This is a genomic window from Sorangium sp. So ce1504 (assembly GCF_051521635.1).
GTDB classification, from domain to species: domain Bacteria; phylum Myxococcota_A; class Polyangia; order Polyangiales; family Polyangiaceae; genus Sorangium; species Sorangium cellulosum_B.
In genome coordinates this window covers 6,748,287-6,765,234 of the sequence record NZ_CP150365.1, presented here as the reverse complement: position 1 = coordinate 6,765,234, position 16,948 = coordinate 6,748,287, and the positions used below count along the sequence as shown (strand labels likewise).

Annotated in this window: 11 protein-coding genes; 5 read left to right on the top strand and 6 right to left on the bottom strand. The window is 70.6% G+C overall.

Annotated elements, in window-relative coordinates:
• Nucleotides 1–138: 138 nt before the first annotated feature.
• Nucleotides 139–1,638: a serine/threonine-protein kinase gene (locus WMF39_RS25260; protein ID WP_437739038.1), complete on the bottom strand. Its 1,500-nt coding sequence runs from the start codon at nucleotides 1,636–1,638 to the stop codon at nucleotides 139–141.
• Nucleotides 1,639–1,817: 179 nt separating this feature from the next.
• Here WMF39_RS25260 and WMF39_RS25255 point away from each other — a divergent pair, with 179 nt between their 5' ends.
• The 5 genes from WMF39_RS25255 to WMF39_RS25235 all read left to right on the top strand — a co-directional run bounded on the left by WMF39_RS25255 (nucleotide 1,818) and on the right by WMF39_RS25235 (nucleotide 9,714).
• Complete coding sequence (locus WMF39_RS25255; RefSeq protein ID WP_437739037.1) at nucleotides 1,818–4,553, top strand: protein kinase domain-containing protein; 2,736 nt, start codon at nucleotides 1,818–1,820, stop codon at nucleotides 4,551–4,553.
• Nucleotides 4,554–4,597: 44 nt separating this feature from the next.
• Nucleotides 4,598–5,713, top strand: coding sequence for a serine/threonine-protein kinase (locus WMF39_RS25250; RefSeq protein ID WP_437739036.1), 1,116 nt, complete (start codon nucleotides 4,598–4,600; stop codon nucleotides 5,711–5,713).
• Nucleotides 5,714–6,324: 611 nt separating this feature from the next.
• Nucleotides 6,325–6,486: a hypothetical protein gene (locus tag WMF39_RS25245; RefSeq protein ID WP_437739035.1), complete on the top strand. Its 162-nt coding sequence runs from the start codon at nucleotides 6,325–6,327 to the stop codon at nucleotides 6,484–6,486.
• A gap of 319 nt (nucleotides 6,487–6,805) precedes the next feature.
• On the top strand, nucleotides 6,806–8,335 hold the full coding sequence (locus tag WMF39_RS25240) for a DUF1592 domain-containing protein (protein ID WP_437739034.1): 1,530 nt from the start codon (nucleotides 6,806–6,808) through the stop codon (nucleotides 8,333–8,335).
• On the top strand, nucleotides 8,335–9,714 hold the full coding sequence (locus WMF39_RS25235; protein ID WP_437739033.1) for a DUF1552 domain-containing protein: 1,380 nt from the start codon (nucleotides 8,335–8,337) through the stop codon (nucleotides 9,712–9,714). Before WMF39_RS25240 ends, WMF39_RS25235 begins: the two co-directional genes overlap by 1 nt.
• 264 nt (nucleotides 9,715–9,978) lie before the next feature.
• Here the strand turns inward: WMF39_RS25235 and WMF39_RS25230 are convergent, their stop codons facing one another.
• From WMF39_RS25230 to WMF39_RS25210, 5 genes are all read right to left on the bottom strand, one after another.
• Nucleotides 9,979–11,055 carry an SGNH/GDSL hydrolase family protein gene (locus tag WMF39_RS25230; RefSeq protein WP_437739032.1) on the bottom strand — a complete coding sequence of 359 codons (1,077 nt, stop codon included), beginning with the start codon at nucleotides 11,053–11,055 and terminating at the stop codon, nucleotides 9,979–9,981.
• A 423-nt stretch (nucleotides 11,056–11,478) separates the two neighbouring features.
• A complete protein-coding gene (locus tag WMF39_RS25225; protein WP_437739031.1) occupies nucleotides 11,479–12,948 on the bottom strand; it encodes a PAS domain-containing protein in 1,470 nt (489 codons plus the stop codon).
• Between the two features lie 313 nt (nucleotides 12,949–13,261).
• A complete protein-coding gene (locus tag WMF39_RS25220; protein ID WP_437748028.1) occupies nucleotides 13,262–13,741 on the bottom strand; it encodes a dienelactone hydrolase family protein in 480 nt (159 codons plus the stop codon).
• A 76-nt stretch (nucleotides 13,742–13,817) separates the two neighbouring features.
• Entirely contained in the window at nucleotides 13,818–15,236 is a 1,419-nt protein-coding gene (locus tag WMF39_RS25215) for a DUF1552 domain-containing protein (RefSeq protein ID WP_437739030.1), read from the bottom strand.
• A 14-nt stretch (nucleotides 15,237–15,250) separates the two neighbouring features.
• Nucleotides 15,251–16,909 carry a DUF1592 domain-containing protein gene (locus tag WMF39_RS25210; RefSeq protein ID WP_437739029.1) on the bottom strand — a complete coding sequence of 553 codons (1,659 nt, stop codon included), beginning with the start codon at nucleotides 16,907–16,909 and terminating at the stop codon, nucleotides 15,251–15,253.
• Nucleotides 16,910–16,948 lie beyond the last annotated feature (39 nt).

Below are 16,948 nucleotides of genomic sequence, written 5' to 3'. Positions count from 1 at the left end.
CCAGCGCGGTTGATTCCATATTTTGCCGTCGAGCGGCGCGAGCGCCCCAGTTCAACGGGCTCCGTCTGACCAGGTCGTCCGAAGGCCGCGTACATGGGCGCCCGGGGCGGCCGGCGCGCGACGAGGCCGGAGGCCGCGTCAGAAGCCGATCGTGTCCTCGATCGGCGCGGGCGGCTTCCTCCCCGTCGGGCGGCCCGTCGACGCCTCCCGCGGCGTGGCGCGGCCGCGCCCCTCCGAGGTGCCGCGCGGCGCCGCCGTCGGACCCGGCCTCCCTGCCGCGCCGGTGCGGACAGCGCCCGCCGGCTGCGCGGTCGCCGCCGTGGCCGCTGGCTGCGCGGTCTCGGCCGCGGGCGTCGCGCTCGCCGGCTCTGCCGGCACCGGCGCGGCGGCGCTCGCTGGCGCCGGCACCACCGGCGGCGCCGGGACGGACGCGGCCTGCCGGGCCGGCGCCTCCGACGAGGGGGTCACCTCGGCCGTGGGCGAATGCTTCGTTGCCAGGAAGACGACCGCCGCCACCAGCGCTCCGAACGCGAGCGCGGCCGCCAGGATGGCCGGCGCCCACCTCCGGGCCCCGTCCGTGCCCGAGGTCGCCATGCCGGCGAGCGTCCGCCCCGGCGCGCCGGTCGTCGAGAGCCGCGCGCCCGGCGCCGACGACGGCGGCGTGCCGGTCGTCGAGAGCCGCGCGCCCGGCGCCGGCGGCAGCGGCGTCGGCTCCCCGAACAGCACGGGCTGCGACGCGCTCCCGTGGAGGGCTCGCTCCCCCGCGGACGAGGGCTCGGTCGTGAACGCCGTGCGCGCGATCCCGAGGACCGCGCGCTCCAGCGCCTCCGCCATCTGCCGCGCCGACGAGAAGCGCGCCGCCGGATCGTGCGCCAGCGCCTTCTTCATCCAGGCGTCGATCGCCGGAGAGAGCTCCGGCCTCACCTCGCTCGGCGGCGTGAAGATCCCGGTGTGCAGCACCACCGACAGCGCGCCCAGCGTCTCGCCCCGGAACGGGACCTGCTCGGTGAGCGCGTGGTAGGCGACCACCGCGAGCCCCCAGAGATCCGCGCGGAAGTCGACGTGCTTCGCGCTGAGCAGCTGCTCGGGGCTCATGTAGAGCGGCGTGCCCAGCACGCTCCCGGTCGACGTCATGCCGAGCTCGCCCTGGACCCGCTTGGCCACCCCGAAATCGAGCACCTTCACGAACAGCTCGCCCTCGACGTCGAGCAGGAAGATGTTGTCCGGCTTGATGTCGCGGTGGACGATCCCGACCTGGTGCGCCCGGCCGAGCGCCTTGGCGGTCTGCGACACGATCGCCGTGACCTCGACGGGCGGCAGCGCGCCCAGCCGCTGCATGCGGCTCTTGAGGTCCTCGCCCTCGAGCAGCTCCATCACGATGAACGGCACCCCGTCCGGCGTGACGCCGTGGTCGAAGACCTGCGCGACGTGCGGGCTCTTGATCTGCGCGGCCGCCATCGCCTCCCGCCGGAAGCGCTCCACGAAGCCGGTCTGGTCCGCGTAGGCCGGCGCCATGAACTTCACCGCCACCTGCGTCCCGAGCGCGAGGTGGTCGGCCACCCACACGCTCCCCATCGCCCCCTTCCCGAGCTCGCGCGCCAGCCTGAGCGTGCTCGTCACCTGCTGTCCGGGGTTCATCGGGGGTCCCTCTTCGATCGCCCGAGCCGATGGTCCAGAGGGGGCGTCCTGTGCGGGCGACGCGGCCCTCTGGGTGTCGGCGCGTGTCGGCGCGCACAGCGTACAACAAACACCCTGGACCGTCACCACCGAGCGCTCGCGCCGCGCACCTGACGGGAGCTCTCGGATAAGCTGGCACCATGCGCGAGGGCACGCTGGTCGCAGGCCGGTTCGAGGTGCACCGCCTTGCCGGCGCCGGCGGGATGGGCACGGTCTACCGGGCGATCGATCAGCTGACCGGGAGCCCCGTCGCGCTCAAGGTCGCGCCCCCGGAGCTCGCCGCCCGCTTCCGGCGCGAGGCGCGCATGCTCGAGGCCGTGCAGCACCCGCTCATCGTGCACCACATCGCGCACGGCACGGGCGACGACGGCGCCCTGTGGCTCGCGATGGAGTGGCTCGAGGGCGTCACGCTCGACGCGCGCCTCCAGGAGGGGGCGCTCCCCGTGGCCGACGCGCTGCTCGTCGCGCACCAGATCGCGGAGGCGCTCGCCGCCATCCACGCGATCGGGATCACGCACCGCGATCTCAAGCCGAGCAACGTGCTCCTGCGCGACGGCAGGGTCGACGGCGTGGTCCTGCTCGACTTCGGCGTCGCCCGGACGGCGGCGTCGACCTCGCTCGTCACGGAGGCCAGCTCGCTGGTCGGCTCGCTCGGCTACGTCGCGCCCGAGCAGGCGCGCGGCGACGTCGAGGTCGACGCGCGCGCGGACGTCTTCGGGCTCGGCGTCCTGCTCTTCGAGTGCCTCGCCGGGCAGCGCCCCTTCGCGGCCGACGACCCGCTCGCCGAGGTGTGCCGCATCCTCCTCGAGGAGGCGCCGCGCCTCGTCGAGCGGCGCCCGGACGTGCCGCCCTTCCTCGACGAGCTCGCCGCGCGCCTCCTGGCGAAGGACCCGGCGGCGCGCCCCGCGGACGGCCGCGCGGCGGCGGCCGCGCTCGCGGACGCGCGCGCCCTGCTCGCGCGTGCGTCCAGCGCGGGCGCGGACGGCGCGCCAGCGTCGGTCACGGACGACGAGCGGCGGCTCGTCAGCGTCGTCCTCGTCGATCTGGGCGCCGCCGACCCGGAGCCGGCGAGCGATCGCGGCGTCGAGCGGATCGTCGCGGACCTCGCCGAGGCGTTCGGCGGCGAGCGCGTGCGGCTCCCGGGCGGCACGCGCATGGTGCTCCTGTCCTCGCAGACCGACGAGGTGTTCTCCGGCCGCGGCGGCGCCGGCACGATGGCCGTCTTCGACCTCGCGGCGCGCGCCGCGCAGTGCGCGCTCGCGCTGAAGGCGCGCCTGCCCGGGCGCCCGGTCGCGCTCGCCACGGGCCGCGCGCAGGTGGGCGAGCGCCTGCCCGCGGGCGACGTGATCGACCGCGCGGTCGCCCGCCTCCGCGAGGCCGAGGGCGACGTGCGCATCGACGAGGTCACCGCGGGCCTCGCGGCACCGCGCTTCGAGGTGATCGGCGACGGCCCCTCGTTCCTGCTGAAGGGCGAGCGCGACGGCACCGAGCCCGAGCGCACGCTCTTCGGCCGCGTCACCTCGTTCGTCGGGCGCGACCGCGAGCTCGCGACGCTGCGCGGCCTCTTCGAGCAGAGCGCCGACGAGCCCGTCGCGCGCGCCGCGCTCGTCCTCGGCGAGGCCGGCATCGGCAAGACGCGCCTTCGCTGCGAGCTCATCCGCGCCGTGCGCGAGCGCGACGCGCGCGCGTCGGTCTACGTGGCGCGGGGCGATCCCCTCGGCGCGGGCGCGCCGTTCGGCATGCTGGGCGAGATCGTCCTCGCGGCCGCCGGCTGCCTGCCCGGCGAGGCGCTCGAGGCGCGCCGCGCCAAGATCCGCGAGCACGTCGCGCGGGCCCTGCCCGCGCCGGTCGACGACGCCCCGCGCGTCGCCTGGTACCTCGGCGAGATCGCGGGCACGCCGTTCGACGACCCCGACGCCGAGCTGCGCGCCGCCCGCGGGGACGCGGTCGCCATGGGCGATCAGGCCCGCCGCGCCGTGCTCGAGTGGCTCGCCGCGCGGTGCGGCGAGGGGCCTGTCGTCGTGGTGCTCGAGGACATGCACTGGAGCGATCACGCCTCGGTCTCGGTGCTGGACGAGGCGCTCCAGGCGCTCTCGGATCGCCCGCTCCTCGTGCTCGGCTTCGCGCGCCACAGCGTGATGGAGACGTTCCCCGGCCTCTGGGGCTCGCGCGGCGTGCAGCACATCAAGCTCGGCGCGCTCAGCCAGCGCGCGGCCGAGCGGCTCGTCCGCAGCGTGTTCGGCGAGGAGCTCGCGCTGCCCGAGGTGGCGCGGCTCGTCGAGCACGCCGACGGCCACCCCTTCTTCCTCGAGGAGCTCATGCGCGCGCGCGCGGAGGGCCGGAGCGACATGCCGCCCACGGTCGTGGCGCTGATGCACGCGCGCATCGAGGCGCTGCCCGCCGAGGCGCGGCGCACGCTGCGGGCGGCGAGCCTGTTCGGCGGCAGCTTCTGGCCGGACGGCGTGCGGCAGCTGCTCGGCGCCGGCACCTCGGCCGAGTCGCTCGACCGCTGGCTCAAGAGCCTGCTCTCGGAGGAGCTCGTCGCCCGGCGCGGCGTGTCGCGCTACCCGGGGCACGACGAGCTCACGTTCCGTCACGCCCTCGTGCGCGACGCCGCCTACGGGATGCTCACGGACGGCGATCGCACCGCCGGCCACCGGGCTGCGGCGCGCTGGCTGCGCTCGGTGGGCGAGACCGACGAGCGGGTGCTGGCCGAGCACGCCGAGCGCGGCGGCGACGCCCCCACGGACGGCGAGGGCCTCGTCGCCCGCGGCCCTGCGCAGGATCGCGGCGGCGGAGGAGGGGGAGGACAGGGGCGCCCCCCGGAGCGCAAATCAGAGCGTGAACGGAACGAAGCGCAAGGGGGCCAAGGTTGATGAACAACCATTGACGTGATAACCCGCCGCCCGGAGCAGTGAGCATGGATTCTTCTGACCTGGGCGCCGTCGGTCCTTACGAGCTGCTGGTGCAGCTGGCCAGGGGCGGCTCGGCCGAGGTCTTCATCGCGCGTCGCGCCTGCGCTGCAGGCGGAGGGGACGCGGGCGGCGCGGCGGGGGCGGGCGGCGCGGGTCCGGAGCGCGAGTCGCTCGTGGCGGTGAAGCGGATCCGGGCCGATCTGCGCTACGAGTCGAGCTATGCGTGCATGCTCTTCGACGAGGCGGGCATCGCGTCGCGCGTCGCGAGCCCCCATTTCGTTCCTGTCCTCGGTTACGGTCTCGACGAGGGCGCGCCGTACATCGTCATGGAGCTCGTCGTGGGGGTCACCCTCAAGCACCTCACCCGGGCTCCCGAGGCGCTCGGGGTCGGCGACGCGATCGAGCTCATCGCGCAGGCCGCCGAGGGGCTGCACGCGGCGCACGAGGCGCGCGACAGCTCGGGGGAGCTGCTCCAGGTGATCCACCGGGACATCTCGCCATCCAACATCCTTGTCGGCGTCGACGGCCGGGCGTCCATCTGCGATCTCGGGCTCGCGTATGCCCTGCGCCGCACGACGCGGACGAAGACCGGGATGGTGAAGGGGAAGCTGAGCTATTTCTCGCCGGAGCAGGCGAACGCGAGGCCGCTGGATCGGCGCTCGGACGTGTTCTCGCTCGGGGTCGTGGCGTGGGAGGTGCTGGCGGGCAGGCGGCTGTTCGCCGGCGGCAACATGGTCTCGACCCTCCACGCCGTCCTGGAGCGCGAGGTGCCGCCGCTCTCGAGCGAGCGCGAGGGCGTGGGCCAGGCCGTCACGGCCGCTGTCGCGCGGGCGATCGAGCGCGATCGCGACGCGCGCTGGCCCACGGCGGCCGATTTCGCGCAGGCGCTCCGGGCCGCGGCCGGGGAAGAGGGGCACGCGGCGTCGCGCGACGCCATCGGCGCGCGGGTCGCCGAGGTGCTCCCGCCGCCGCTGAAGCCGCTTGCGCCGTCCTACGTCTCGGGCGGGCCGTGCGTCACGGAGGAGATCATCGCTGCCTTGCAGTCGATGCGCGCGGCGGGGCCGGTGGGCGAGGGGGAGTCGGGCGGGCTCCTGGAGCAGCGGCAGCCCTCGCGCGGCTGAGCCCGCTGCTGCGGTTCCGGCGTCCGCGGGGGAGCCCGGAACCTGGGTATGCGCTCAACACCATGATCTCGTTCAGCTGCACGACCGTGGTACGGCGGCTGCTTCTGTTGACGCGGCGCTCCGGAGGAGCGCCATCGGCCTTGTCCTCCCTCGGGTTGGCGGACGCGCGCGGGACGGTCGATAGGCGTTGACATCCGGGATGTGAGCGTTCACATTGCAGAGGTATCCTTTCGCTTTGCTCTGGGTGGGTCGCCATGCGCATTGCGGGCTTCGTGGTCGGGCCTCGGGTCGTTCCAGGCGCCGGTTACGTTCGGTCGTTGCGCAGATGATCGTCGAACGATGGTGATCAGCGTTTCGCCAGGAGTGAATCACCGGAAAACGCGACAGACCTCGGTTGTTCCACGATTGTCGTGAAAAATCATGAATGCTGTTCACCGGTAGCGTCGGTGCGCAGGGTGCGGTCCGCGCGAGCGTAGCTACCTCGATGGTCGTGTCACCGCAGGCCACATACATCGTGTCATCGTCGTCGATAATGTCTGCCTTGTGAGTCGTTTCCTTACCATTCCGACAGGAGGCCACATGGCTTTGATGACGAGAGGCAGAGGCGGGTGATGGAGGAGCAGTTCACGATGTTCTGGAAGCACGAGAACGCCAAAGGCATCACGCTCCGGGGCCACGTCCATGGCGCGACGTGGGGGAGGGAGTCGGGCCTCATCAGGGGCGGCCAGCCGCGCCCCGCCATGCGGTGGTCGATGGATTTTCTCGGCAGGTAGTAGAAATATCTTCAGGCCGAACTGGCCACGAGCTGTCGCGACACGGGCGAGGGTAAACACCAGATCCCGCCTGCGCTCCACTTTAGCGTGCCCACAGCGGGCGAGGAGAGAGAACATGGTTAGGCCCTCAGATCATGAGAAGGCGCGTCCTCTCCTGGGCTCTCGGTCAGCTGTCTCGATCGCGTTGATCGTGGCCAGCGGCTGCACGGGAGACCTGGGCGGGTTTCGCTCCGACGATTCCGATTCCACACCGAACGACCCGCCGCCCACCTCGACGGGCACGGGCCCGACGGACCCGGCCGCTTGCGAGGACGGCGCGGTGTACCCCGGGCGAGCGCCGCTGCGGCGGTTGACGCGCTTCGAATACAACAAGACCGTCCGCGACCTCCTGGGCGACACGACAGAGCCGGCCGTTTCACTTCCGAGCGAGGATGTCGGGAACGGCTTCGGCAATGACGCGGACACGCTGTCGGTCTCGAGCCTGCTCGCCGAGCAGCTGGGCACCGTCGCGGAGGGCATCGCCAAGCGCGCGACCGCCACCCCGGAGGCGCTCGCGAAGCTCGACCCTTGCGCGCGCAGCGTGACGGCGGAGGGCGAGCAGGCGTGCGCCCGCACGATCATCGAGCGACTCGCGCCGCTCGCGTATCGAAGGCCGCTCGCCGACGGCGAGGCGGACGAGCTCCTCGCGCTGTACAGCGCCGGCCGGACGGACGCCTCGTTCGACGTCGGCATCGCGACGGTGATCGAGGGGCTGCTTCAATCGCCGGATTTTCTCTACCGCATCGAGTTTGGCGCGCCCGACCCGGAGCGCCCCGAGCTCCGCCGGCCCACCGGCGACGAGATGGCGACGCGCCTATCGTACCTGCTCTGGGGCACGATGCCCGACGAGGACCTGCGCACGGCGGCGCAGGCGGGCGAGCTCTCGACCAAGGAGGGCGTGCGCGCTCATGCCGAGCGCATGCTCGAGGATCCCCGGTCGCGGGTCACCGTCCGGTACTTCTTCGACAACCTGCTCCCCATCAGCAGCCTCGCGGATCTCGAGCGAAACGCGGAGTCGTTCCCGACCTTCACGCGGACGATCGGCTCGCTCATGCACGAAGAGACGCAGCGATTGCTCGCGCACGAGATCTTCGAGGAGAACGGCACCTGGGCGTCCATCTTGACGGCCCCGTACACGTTCATGAACGGACCCCTCGCGGCGTTCTACGGCGTCTCCGGCGTGACGGGCGACGAGTTCCAGCGGGTGGAGCTCGACACGACCCAGCGCCTCGGGCTCCTCACCCAGGCCGGTATGATGGCCGGGACGACGCACTCGAACAACACGAACCCCGTGGTCCGCGGCGCGTTCGTGCTCGACAAGCTGATGTGCCAGAAGATCCCGCTCCCCACCGGCGACATCCTGGAGAGGGTGAAGCCGCCGGATCCGTACACCGGCGCGACGGCGCGGGATCGCTTCAGCCAGCACAGCAAGGATCCGGTCTGCGCGGGCTGCCACCAGTTCATGGATCCGGTCGGGTTCGCGCTCGAGAACTACGACGCGGTCGGGCTGTTCCGCACGACGGAGAACGACGTCCCGATCGACGCGAGCGGCGGGGTCCCGGGCACGGACATCAAGGTGAACGGGCCGATCGAGCTGGTGCAGGGGCTCGCCCAGACCGAGGCGGTGCAGAACTGCTTCGCGACGCACTGGGCCGAGTACGGCTATGGTCTCACGCTTCGCGCCGGGGACGCTTGCACCAAGAAGGCTGTCACGGACGCCTTCAAGGCGTCCGGATACAATGTAAGGCAGCTCCTGATCGAGCTCACGCAGACGGATGCCTTCCACTACATGGCTGCCCAGGAGGAGTGATGGTTATGTCGAACTTTCGTTTGAGCCGACGTGCCGTGCTGCGCGGCGCTGGCGCCATCGCCATCGCGCTCCCCTGGCTGGAGATCATGGGCCCCGAACGCACGGCGAGCGCGCAAGCCACCCCCGCCAAGCGTTTCCTCGGCGTCTACACGCCGGGCGGGACCGTGATCAACCGCTGGCGGCCGACCGGCACCGAGACGAACTTCACCCTGGGGCCCATCCTGTCGCCGCTCGCGCCGGTGCAGGACAAGCTGATCGTCGTCGACGGCCTCGACATGAAGAGCGCGGTCGGTGAGCAGCACCAGGCCGGGATCATCGCCTGGCTCTCGGGCACGACCCAGGCCCCGAACGGCGGCTACGCGGGCGGACCGTCCGTCGATCAGGTGATCGCCTCCCGGATCTCCGCCGGTCAGAAGGCGAAGGCGAGCATCGAGATCGCGGTGCGCTGGGCGACGGGCAAGTCCCACGGCCTGCTGTCACCGATGAACTCCGCGAATTTCGAGAGCGCCGCGCCGTTCAGGCCGATCTCGCCGCGCCTCGATCCGACGGAGATCTTCACCGATCTCTTCGGCACGCTGGATCCCAGCGCCGGCAACGACGCCGCCCGCCGACTCGCGCGAAAGAAATCGATCCTCGATTTCCTCGACGGGCGCTACTCCGCCCTGTCCAATCGGCTCGGCGCCGCCGACAAGCAGAAGATCGATCAGCACCTGACGAAGATCCGCGAGATCGAGAAGAGCCTCGACAGCGCGCCGCCGGTCGAGACGAGCGCGTGCAAGGCGCCGACGAAGGTCGACACGTCCGACTACAACCCGCGCACGGGGCTCAGCGCGGACAACGACGGCAAGGTCAAGGACACCTCGACCGACGCGGCGATCCCGAAGGTCGGCAAGCTGATGATGGACATGATGGTGATGTCGCTCGCCTGCGACATCACCGCGGTCGGCACGCTGCAGTGGAGCGACACCGAGGCGAAGCACACCTTCCCCTGGCTCAACCTGAGCGAGCACCACCATTTCTACCAGCACGACGGCGGCTTCAGGCCGGCCGAGTGCGAGCGCATCTGCAACTGGTATTCGCAGCAGCACCTCTACCTCCTTCAGGAGATGGCGAAGGTCGACATGGGTGGACACTCGCTGCTCGACGAGAGCGTCGTCTTCTTCGGGTCCGAGCTCCAGGATCCGCCGAGCCACAACAAGTCGAACATGCCGTTCTTGCTGGCCGGCGGCGGCGGAGGCCTGCGCGCTGGACGCTGGCTCCGGTACAACAATCGCCCGCACAACGATCTGCTCGTCTCGATCTTGAACCTGTTCGGCGACAGCCGAACGACGTTCGGCGACCCGAGGTTCTGCACCGGGCCGCTCACGAACCTGACGTAGCCGTCACAAGGGCGGAACGCCGGCCGGCGCGAGCTCAACGACGCCGGCCGGCGCTCCTCGAGGTACTGGCCGGCGCCGTCACGCGACGCGGCGCGAGCAATAGGGTCGCGGGGGGAAGGCGCGACCGCGACGTCGTCTCACCGCAAGAGGTCGCCGATCGCCCCGTACCAGACGTTCGCCATGCGCACGTAGCCGGCCTCGTTCGGGTGTATCCTGTCCGGGAGCTCCGCTGTCGGAAATCCGGTGTGCGTTCGCCTTTCGATTTCAGCGGAGGTACGGACTCAACGCCTGGAACCAAACATCGGCCATGCGGTTATACCCTGCCTGGTTCGGGTGGAGATTGTCGGCGAAGAGGGACTGCTTGTAGTTCGTGTCGTTGGTGAACGCTGTGTACATGTCCACCAGCACGATGTGCTGCCCCTTGCTGACGCGCGTCGAAACCAGGTCGGGCATGGCCGCGTTGTAGGCCTTGATGGCGTTGTTCGTGCCGTCCGTTCTCGTCGGCACGATCTGCGCGAGCACCACGAGGATGTTCGGATCACGCATGAAAATCGAGTCGAGCAGCTTGCCCAGGCGATTCGGTGCGTCCGCAAGGTTGATGTTACCGTTGATGTCGTTCGTTCCGATCATCAACGTAATGATGTTGGGCTTGTAATTCGGAATGCTGGTGCCCACGAGCTGCGCGATGCCGTTGTTGCCCTCGATCGTCCAGCCGCCGTGACCCTCGTGGTTCCTCGGGAACGTCACTCCGTCCACCATGGGCACGCTGTAATCACTGGCGGAACCGACGAAGGTGATGTCGCGGTTCGCTTCGAGCGCGAGGTGGAACAGCGGGGCGCGGTAGCCGCCGGCGACGTTGAAACCCTGCGTGATTGAATCGCCGAAGGGCATGATCTTACAGGAGCCGCTCGCCGGGCAGGGCTGGAATGACGGGCCGCCGCCCGCGCCAGCGCTGCCCCCTGCACCTCCGTCGCCCGCGGTACCTCCGACACCGTCGGATGCGCCGCCCATGCCACCCGAGCCCGCTCCGCCGGCGCCCCCGGTGCCGCCGTCGCCGCCCGAGCCTGCCGAGCCGCTCGTGGCGACTCCCCCTCCAGCGCTCCCGCTGGTCACGCCGCCGCTCGTCACCCCCCCGCTGGTCGCGCCCGTCGTAGCGCTTGCGCCGGCTCCGGAGCTGGTCGACGTCGCTCCTTCCGGATCATCGGAACACCCGCTGAACATCGCCACCAGCGCGGCAGTCCCCACCAGCGTGGCCCACGTCGAGCGGCGCGGTCTCCGGATCTCCGCATCGTTCCGCTCGCGCGACCCACACAGCGAACCATTCTCTTGAACCATACGCATCGCATTCCTCCGTCCCACGCACGCCGAAGCGGAGAGCCGCAGGATGCGAGCTCCGCTGCGCCGTCGGGATGATCGACCGAGAGCCGCCGAAACGACACGCGACTCCCTCGCGACCTCGCCGTTGCTCGCGTCCGCGACGACCAGGCGAATGGAATCGGCGCAGAGGGCGAGCCCGAGCCCAGGGACGAAGGGCCGGCGCGAACGACGGCCTGTTCAGGGCAACGCGAAAGGAAACCCCAAGGCGCACTGTGAGCGTTCACACTGCTGGTGTCAAAGAAAATGGACCGGCGCGCGGCCTTCGAGCACGGCGGTCACGCCCGGCGCGTTCGCGAGCGTCGGGGCGAGCTCGTAGCCGGGTCGCGCGCTCCAGTCGCCGCGCGAGGGAGGGGTCTCGGTCTCTTTAGGATGCAGCCGTGGCGCGCTTCACCGGGCGACGCGCGGGCGCTCCGTGGGCCGGAGCGCGTACGCGATGCCGCTCTGCAAGGTGCCCATCGTGACGATGCCGGTGAGGTCCGCGCCGAGCTCGATCAGGGCGCGCGCCACCTCGGGGCGGATGCCCGTGAGCACCACGCGCGCGCCGAGCATCTGGGCGGCGCGCGCGGTCCGCGTCAGCGCATCGGCGACGAGCGTGTCGACGGCGCGAACGCCGGTGATGTCCAGGATCGCGGTGTGGGCGCGCTGGCTGCCGATCCCGGTGAGCAGCGTCTCCATGATCTGCCCCGCGCGCGCGCCGTCCACCGTCCCGACGAGCGGCATGGCCAGGACGCCGTCGGCGAGCGGGATGAGCGGCGTCGACAGCTCCCGGAGCGCGTCCTGCTGCGCGGCGATGATCTGCTCCTGCAGCGCGGCCCGCTCCGCCTCCGCGCGCCTCAGGTCGGTGTCCTCTCTCACGACGCCGCCGACGCCGACCAGCTCGCCGCGCTCGTTGCGAACCGGGAACTTGACCGTGAAGAAATAGAAGTTCTGGCTGCCGTAGTCGAGGACCTCCTGGTACCGCATGGCCTGGCCGCTCGCGAACACCTCCCGTTCCTTCTCCACGATCCGGTCGGCGACGCCGGGCGGCGTGGCGCCGAACTCATGCTCGTCCTTGCCGAGGAACTCGACGGCGTGCCGCCCGAGGGCCCGCGCATAATGGCGGTTGACGAACACGTAGCGTCCGTCCGCGTCCTTGATGAACATGACGTTCGGCGAGTTGTCCACGAGCTGCAGGAGCATCTGATAGCGCTCGTGCAGCAGGCGCTCCCTCTGCCGCGGATCGTCGCCTTCATCCACGATGGCCGCGATCTCTCGGACGTCGCCTCGCTCGTCGCGCAGCACGGCGTAGGTCCACCGGCAGGTGATCTCGTTTCCCTCTCTCGTCCTGCCCGCGCTCGTGGTCGTCGCGAAGAGGCTCTCGCCAGGATCGTGGTTGAACGCCTCCGCCTCCTGGGGCGACACCGGATCCGCGGCAACGAGCTCTTCGATCCGGCGGCCCACGGCCTCGCCCTCGCTCCAGCCGAAGAGGTGCCCCGCGGCGTCGTTCCAGCGCGTCACGGTGCCATCCAGGCGCCAGTGGATCAGCGCCGGCACTTGCGTGGCGCCCAGAGCGAACGGAGCGTCGAGGTACGCCGCCGCCGCGCTGACCAACCCTCTCTCGCGCCCGAGCTCGCCGCGCCGACTGGCCAGCTCATTCTCCAGCTCCTCGACCCGCGCGCGCAGCGCCCAGCACTCTGCCTTGTAGTCAATCTCGCCATCGATGCGCGCGGGAACCCCGCCCGGCGCGGGGCCCCCGTCGAGCTGGCAGGGCCCGCCCGCCGTGCTCCCTGCTGCCGAGTCGTGGTCCCCTCCGGACACCTCCTCCGCGTCCGCGCCTCCGAACGGTCCGGATGTCCGCTCGCCCCTGTCGCGACCCATGCTCGCTCCTCCGCGCGCCGATCCGCGAGCGCGCCGCCCGTAGTCTAACGGTTCCGCAAGTCGATCTCGCCGGAAAGTCGACAAGGCCCGCCGCGAGGCGCGCCTGTCGTCCCCCGCGGCGGCGATGGCCCAGTGACGAGCGCCTGCGCCACCGCGCCGGCCCTATCGTCGAGCCGCCGGATCGCGTCAAGACGCGTGCTGCCGATCGGGCTTGCACTCAAGTGTGTGAGCGCTCACGTTCTCCTGGGCCGCCGCTTCGGCTTGGCCCAGGACTGGGCTCGTCATGCGGGGAGCGCCGGTCGCGCGCCGCACGTCAGTCCATGTTCTTCGACTCGATGGTCCATGCCCGGTCGGTGCACAGGCCGCAATTCGCGCCGACGAACATGCCCTTGCCGGTCGCGCCCATGTCACCCTTCAGCTGCCAGCCCAGCCAGGCGACGCCGACCCTGCCGAAGACTCCGCCGTTGTCCTGGCCGTAGGTGCCGCCGTGGCCCACGTTGGTGCTCGCAAGGACGGCGGGCACGTCGCGGGTGTTCCGGTAGTCCCGGGTCCCGTTCGGGTAAGCGACGTCATCGGGGCCGCCGAGGATGAACGCGATCGGCGCGTGGAGCGCGTCGAGGATCTTCTGATCGGGATTGATCATCCCGCTGCTCCAGATCACTGCGGTCGTCACGCGCGGGTCGCCGGCAGCACCCTCGGCCATCAGTCCGCCGCAGGACCAACCCATGACCGCGATCTTGTCGGCAGCCAGGCGCTGGTAGTACTGGCTGCACGCTCGCCCGTTCTCCTTGATGGCCCACTCCAGAGTCGAGTTGAGCGTTCGCAGTTCTGGTGCCGAATCCAGGGAGGCGCACCGCCGGCGCTGCCGCTCAGGCGAGCATGCCGTCGATGGGCCCGGAGCCCTTGCCCTCGCCGAAGTTCTCCGTCCACTCGGTCTTGTCCCGGACGGCGGCGGCGATGAGGCCGTTGAAGAGCCGGTTGTTCGTGGCGTCTTCGGCGTCGATGAAAGCACCCTGCTTCAGGTAGCCGCCGCCGCTCCCGGCGATGATCGTCGGAACGTCGCGGAAGCTGTGCGACGGGCCGTCCGACACGTGGTTCGTCCACAGGATGATGGACTTGTCGAACAGGCCGCGCGCCTTGAACTGATCGAGGCCGTGGAGCAGCGTCTGCATGCGGAGCACGTCGATCTCGGCGTGCGCTTGCTCGGCCGTCGGGTTGCTGCCCGAAGAGGCGTCCGACTGCACACGGTGGCTGATGTGGTGGAAGGGCCACCCGAGCTTCTCGTTCGCCGGCACCGCATACTTCGTCTGATCCGTGCCGTCGCCGTGCTGCAGCGTCGCCACGCGGTTGAAGTTGCAGGCGAACGCCAGCGCCACGAGCTCGAGATGGAGCTTCGCGACGTCTTCGATCATGCCGTTCGTCTTGAACGCGAAGCCGCCCTCGAGCGCCTCGAGCTCCGACGTCGAGAGGCCGGCCTGGCTGCAGGCTCCGGCCATCTCGCCCATCGTGACCTCGGCGTCGCGGATGGCGGCGAAATGTTGCTCGAGGCGCTGCTTGTCGGCGGAGCTCAGCGCCGACATGCGCATCAGGCTGTTCAGCTCCTCGCGCACGAAGTCGTTCGCGCTCTTGCGGCTGCGGATGAGCTCCTCGGCGACCTGCCCGCCGCTGCTACTACCGCCGTCGCTGCTCGTCAGGCCGACGAGCTTGGAATAGAGCGTGTACGGGTTGTCGTCCGCGGAACGCACCTGTCCGGAGCCGCTGCCCTTGAAAGAGATGCGCTCGGCGATGTACCCGTTCTTGCGGTTGCCGGCGTAAAGCGTGAGCGGCTCGGCGCCGCCCTCGTTCACCAGCTGGGCGACGACCACGTCCGCGGACACGCCGGTCGAGGCTGCGGTCCTGCCGCCGCCCTGCGCCGGGCGCGCGGTGAGCGCCTGACACAGGCCCTGCGCGTGGCCGCAGTTGGTGGGCCCTCCCATCGGGAAGTTGATGCCGCGGATGAACAGCAGGTTCGGGGCGTGAGGCGCGAGCACGTGCGTCGCCTTGTCCGTCATGGCGGCGAGCCCGTCGGTCGTGAGCTGACCCGTCTCGTCCGGGAAGAACTTCTTGCCCACCACGCCGCACGCCGCCACGATGTAGAGGCTGAACACGGGCGTGCTGTCCGCGGCCCAGGCGGAGCGCGACGGCAGACCCTCGAGGAACGGAAGGGCGATGGCGACGCCGCCCGCGCGCAGGAACGCGCGCCGATTCATGCCGCGCCGGTGGGCCGCGTTCGGAGGAGCGAGGTTCATTGCGATCTTGGGGTTCACAGCGTACCTCCCATGCGAGTCCGGAATGCTTCCTTCTTCACGAGCTCGAGCATCATCTCTTTCACCGAGCCGCTGGCGCCGCGGCTCACCTCGGCGAGCGTCTCGACGAGCGGCAAGTCCGACGGGACGACGTCGCGCTGGAGCGCGAAGCTCGCGAGCTTCTTGGCGTAGCAGAGGTGAGCCTGCTCGCCCTCCGCCATGTGGCGCATCAGCTCGCCGGCGTCCGCGAACGACTTGGCCCCTTCGGAGAACGTGTAGACACCGCTGCTGTCGATCGGCAAGCCTCCGTTCTCCTCGTCCCGATATTGCCCCATGCCGTCGAAGTGCTCGAAGGCGAAGCCGACGGGGTTGATGAGCTGGTTGTGGCACGCGCCGCCGCAGGCGGAGGTGAGCCGCGTGATGCGTTGACGGTTCGTCTGCCCGGGCTCGAGGGGCGGGACCGGCGGAATGTCGGGGGCCGGCGCGCCGAGCGGCGCGCACAGCACGTCGAAGTTGATGTTGGCGCCGCGGTGGATCGAGTCCGACTCGTCGTTCAGGGCGTTCAGCGTCAGGTAAGGGAGCTGCGAGAAGAAGCCGACGCGATCGGGACCGAGGTCTCGCTCCACGACGCCGCTCCCGCTCGGCGAAAGGCCGTAGAGGCTCGCCATCCCCGGCCCCACGAAGCCCTTGGTGGACGTGAGGATCTCCTTCACGCCGAGACCCTCGGTGAAGATCTTGTCGAAGAACAGGTACGCGCTCTCCTCGTACTCCACGTTCAACGATTCGTCGTAGCTCGGCACGCCGAGCTTGCTGATCGTGGCGTAGCGATCGAAGTGGAGCAGCTCGCGATGGAAGTACCGCATGCCCTCGGCCGCGGTGGGCTCCTCCAGCATGGTCTCGGCGACCGCGGCGATCGCCTCCGGCGTCGTGAGCGTGGGCGCCTTGTCGAGCAGCTCGTCGCTCGGCGCGGCGTCGCGCAGCCAGAGCGAGAGCTTCGCCGCGATCTCGTAACCATCGAGCGGCTTGCGATCCTCGCCGAGCTCCGTGCGGTAGAGGAAGTGCGGCGACTGGAGCATCGTCCGGATCACGAGCTGCGCGCCCTTGGCGAACGCGCTCTTCGTGCCGGACATCGCCGCTCCGGTCTCGAAGAGCTCCTCGTACCTGGCGATCTCGTCGTCCGTCAGCGGACGGCGATACGCGCGGCGCCCCACGGCTTCGATGAAGCCGGCCGCGTCCGTGCCCGGGTAAACATCGGCGAGCGCCTCCTCCGAATCCGTCACCTCCTCGGCGAGCGCCTCCGCCGCCGATTGGTAGTCGCTCCACGAGCGCTGGTTCACGCTCAGCAGGTGCTCGTTGTTCGTGAAGTCCGTCGTGCCGGCGACGGGCTTCTCGAACCCGTCGGACAGCGACGGAGGAGCGGCGAGGTTCAGGACCACCTGCACGCTGCGCGCCCACTGCGAGTTCGTGAGGCGCACGAACCGGTGGTACTGCGGCCCACCCGGCATGTCGATGCCGCGCGCCACCCCGCCGGTGGGTGGGCCGCCGCCGTCCGGAGGAGGGCCGCCGCTCCCCTCCGGATCCGGATCGCCCAAGGCGCCCGTGCATCCCGCGAGCAGGAGCGCGGTGACGCAGAGCCCCGCGGTCAGCGCCCGCCTGCCGCGTGGCAAGCCGGTCATTAAAAAAGACGGTGGGGTCATGATTGCCTCCTGACCAAG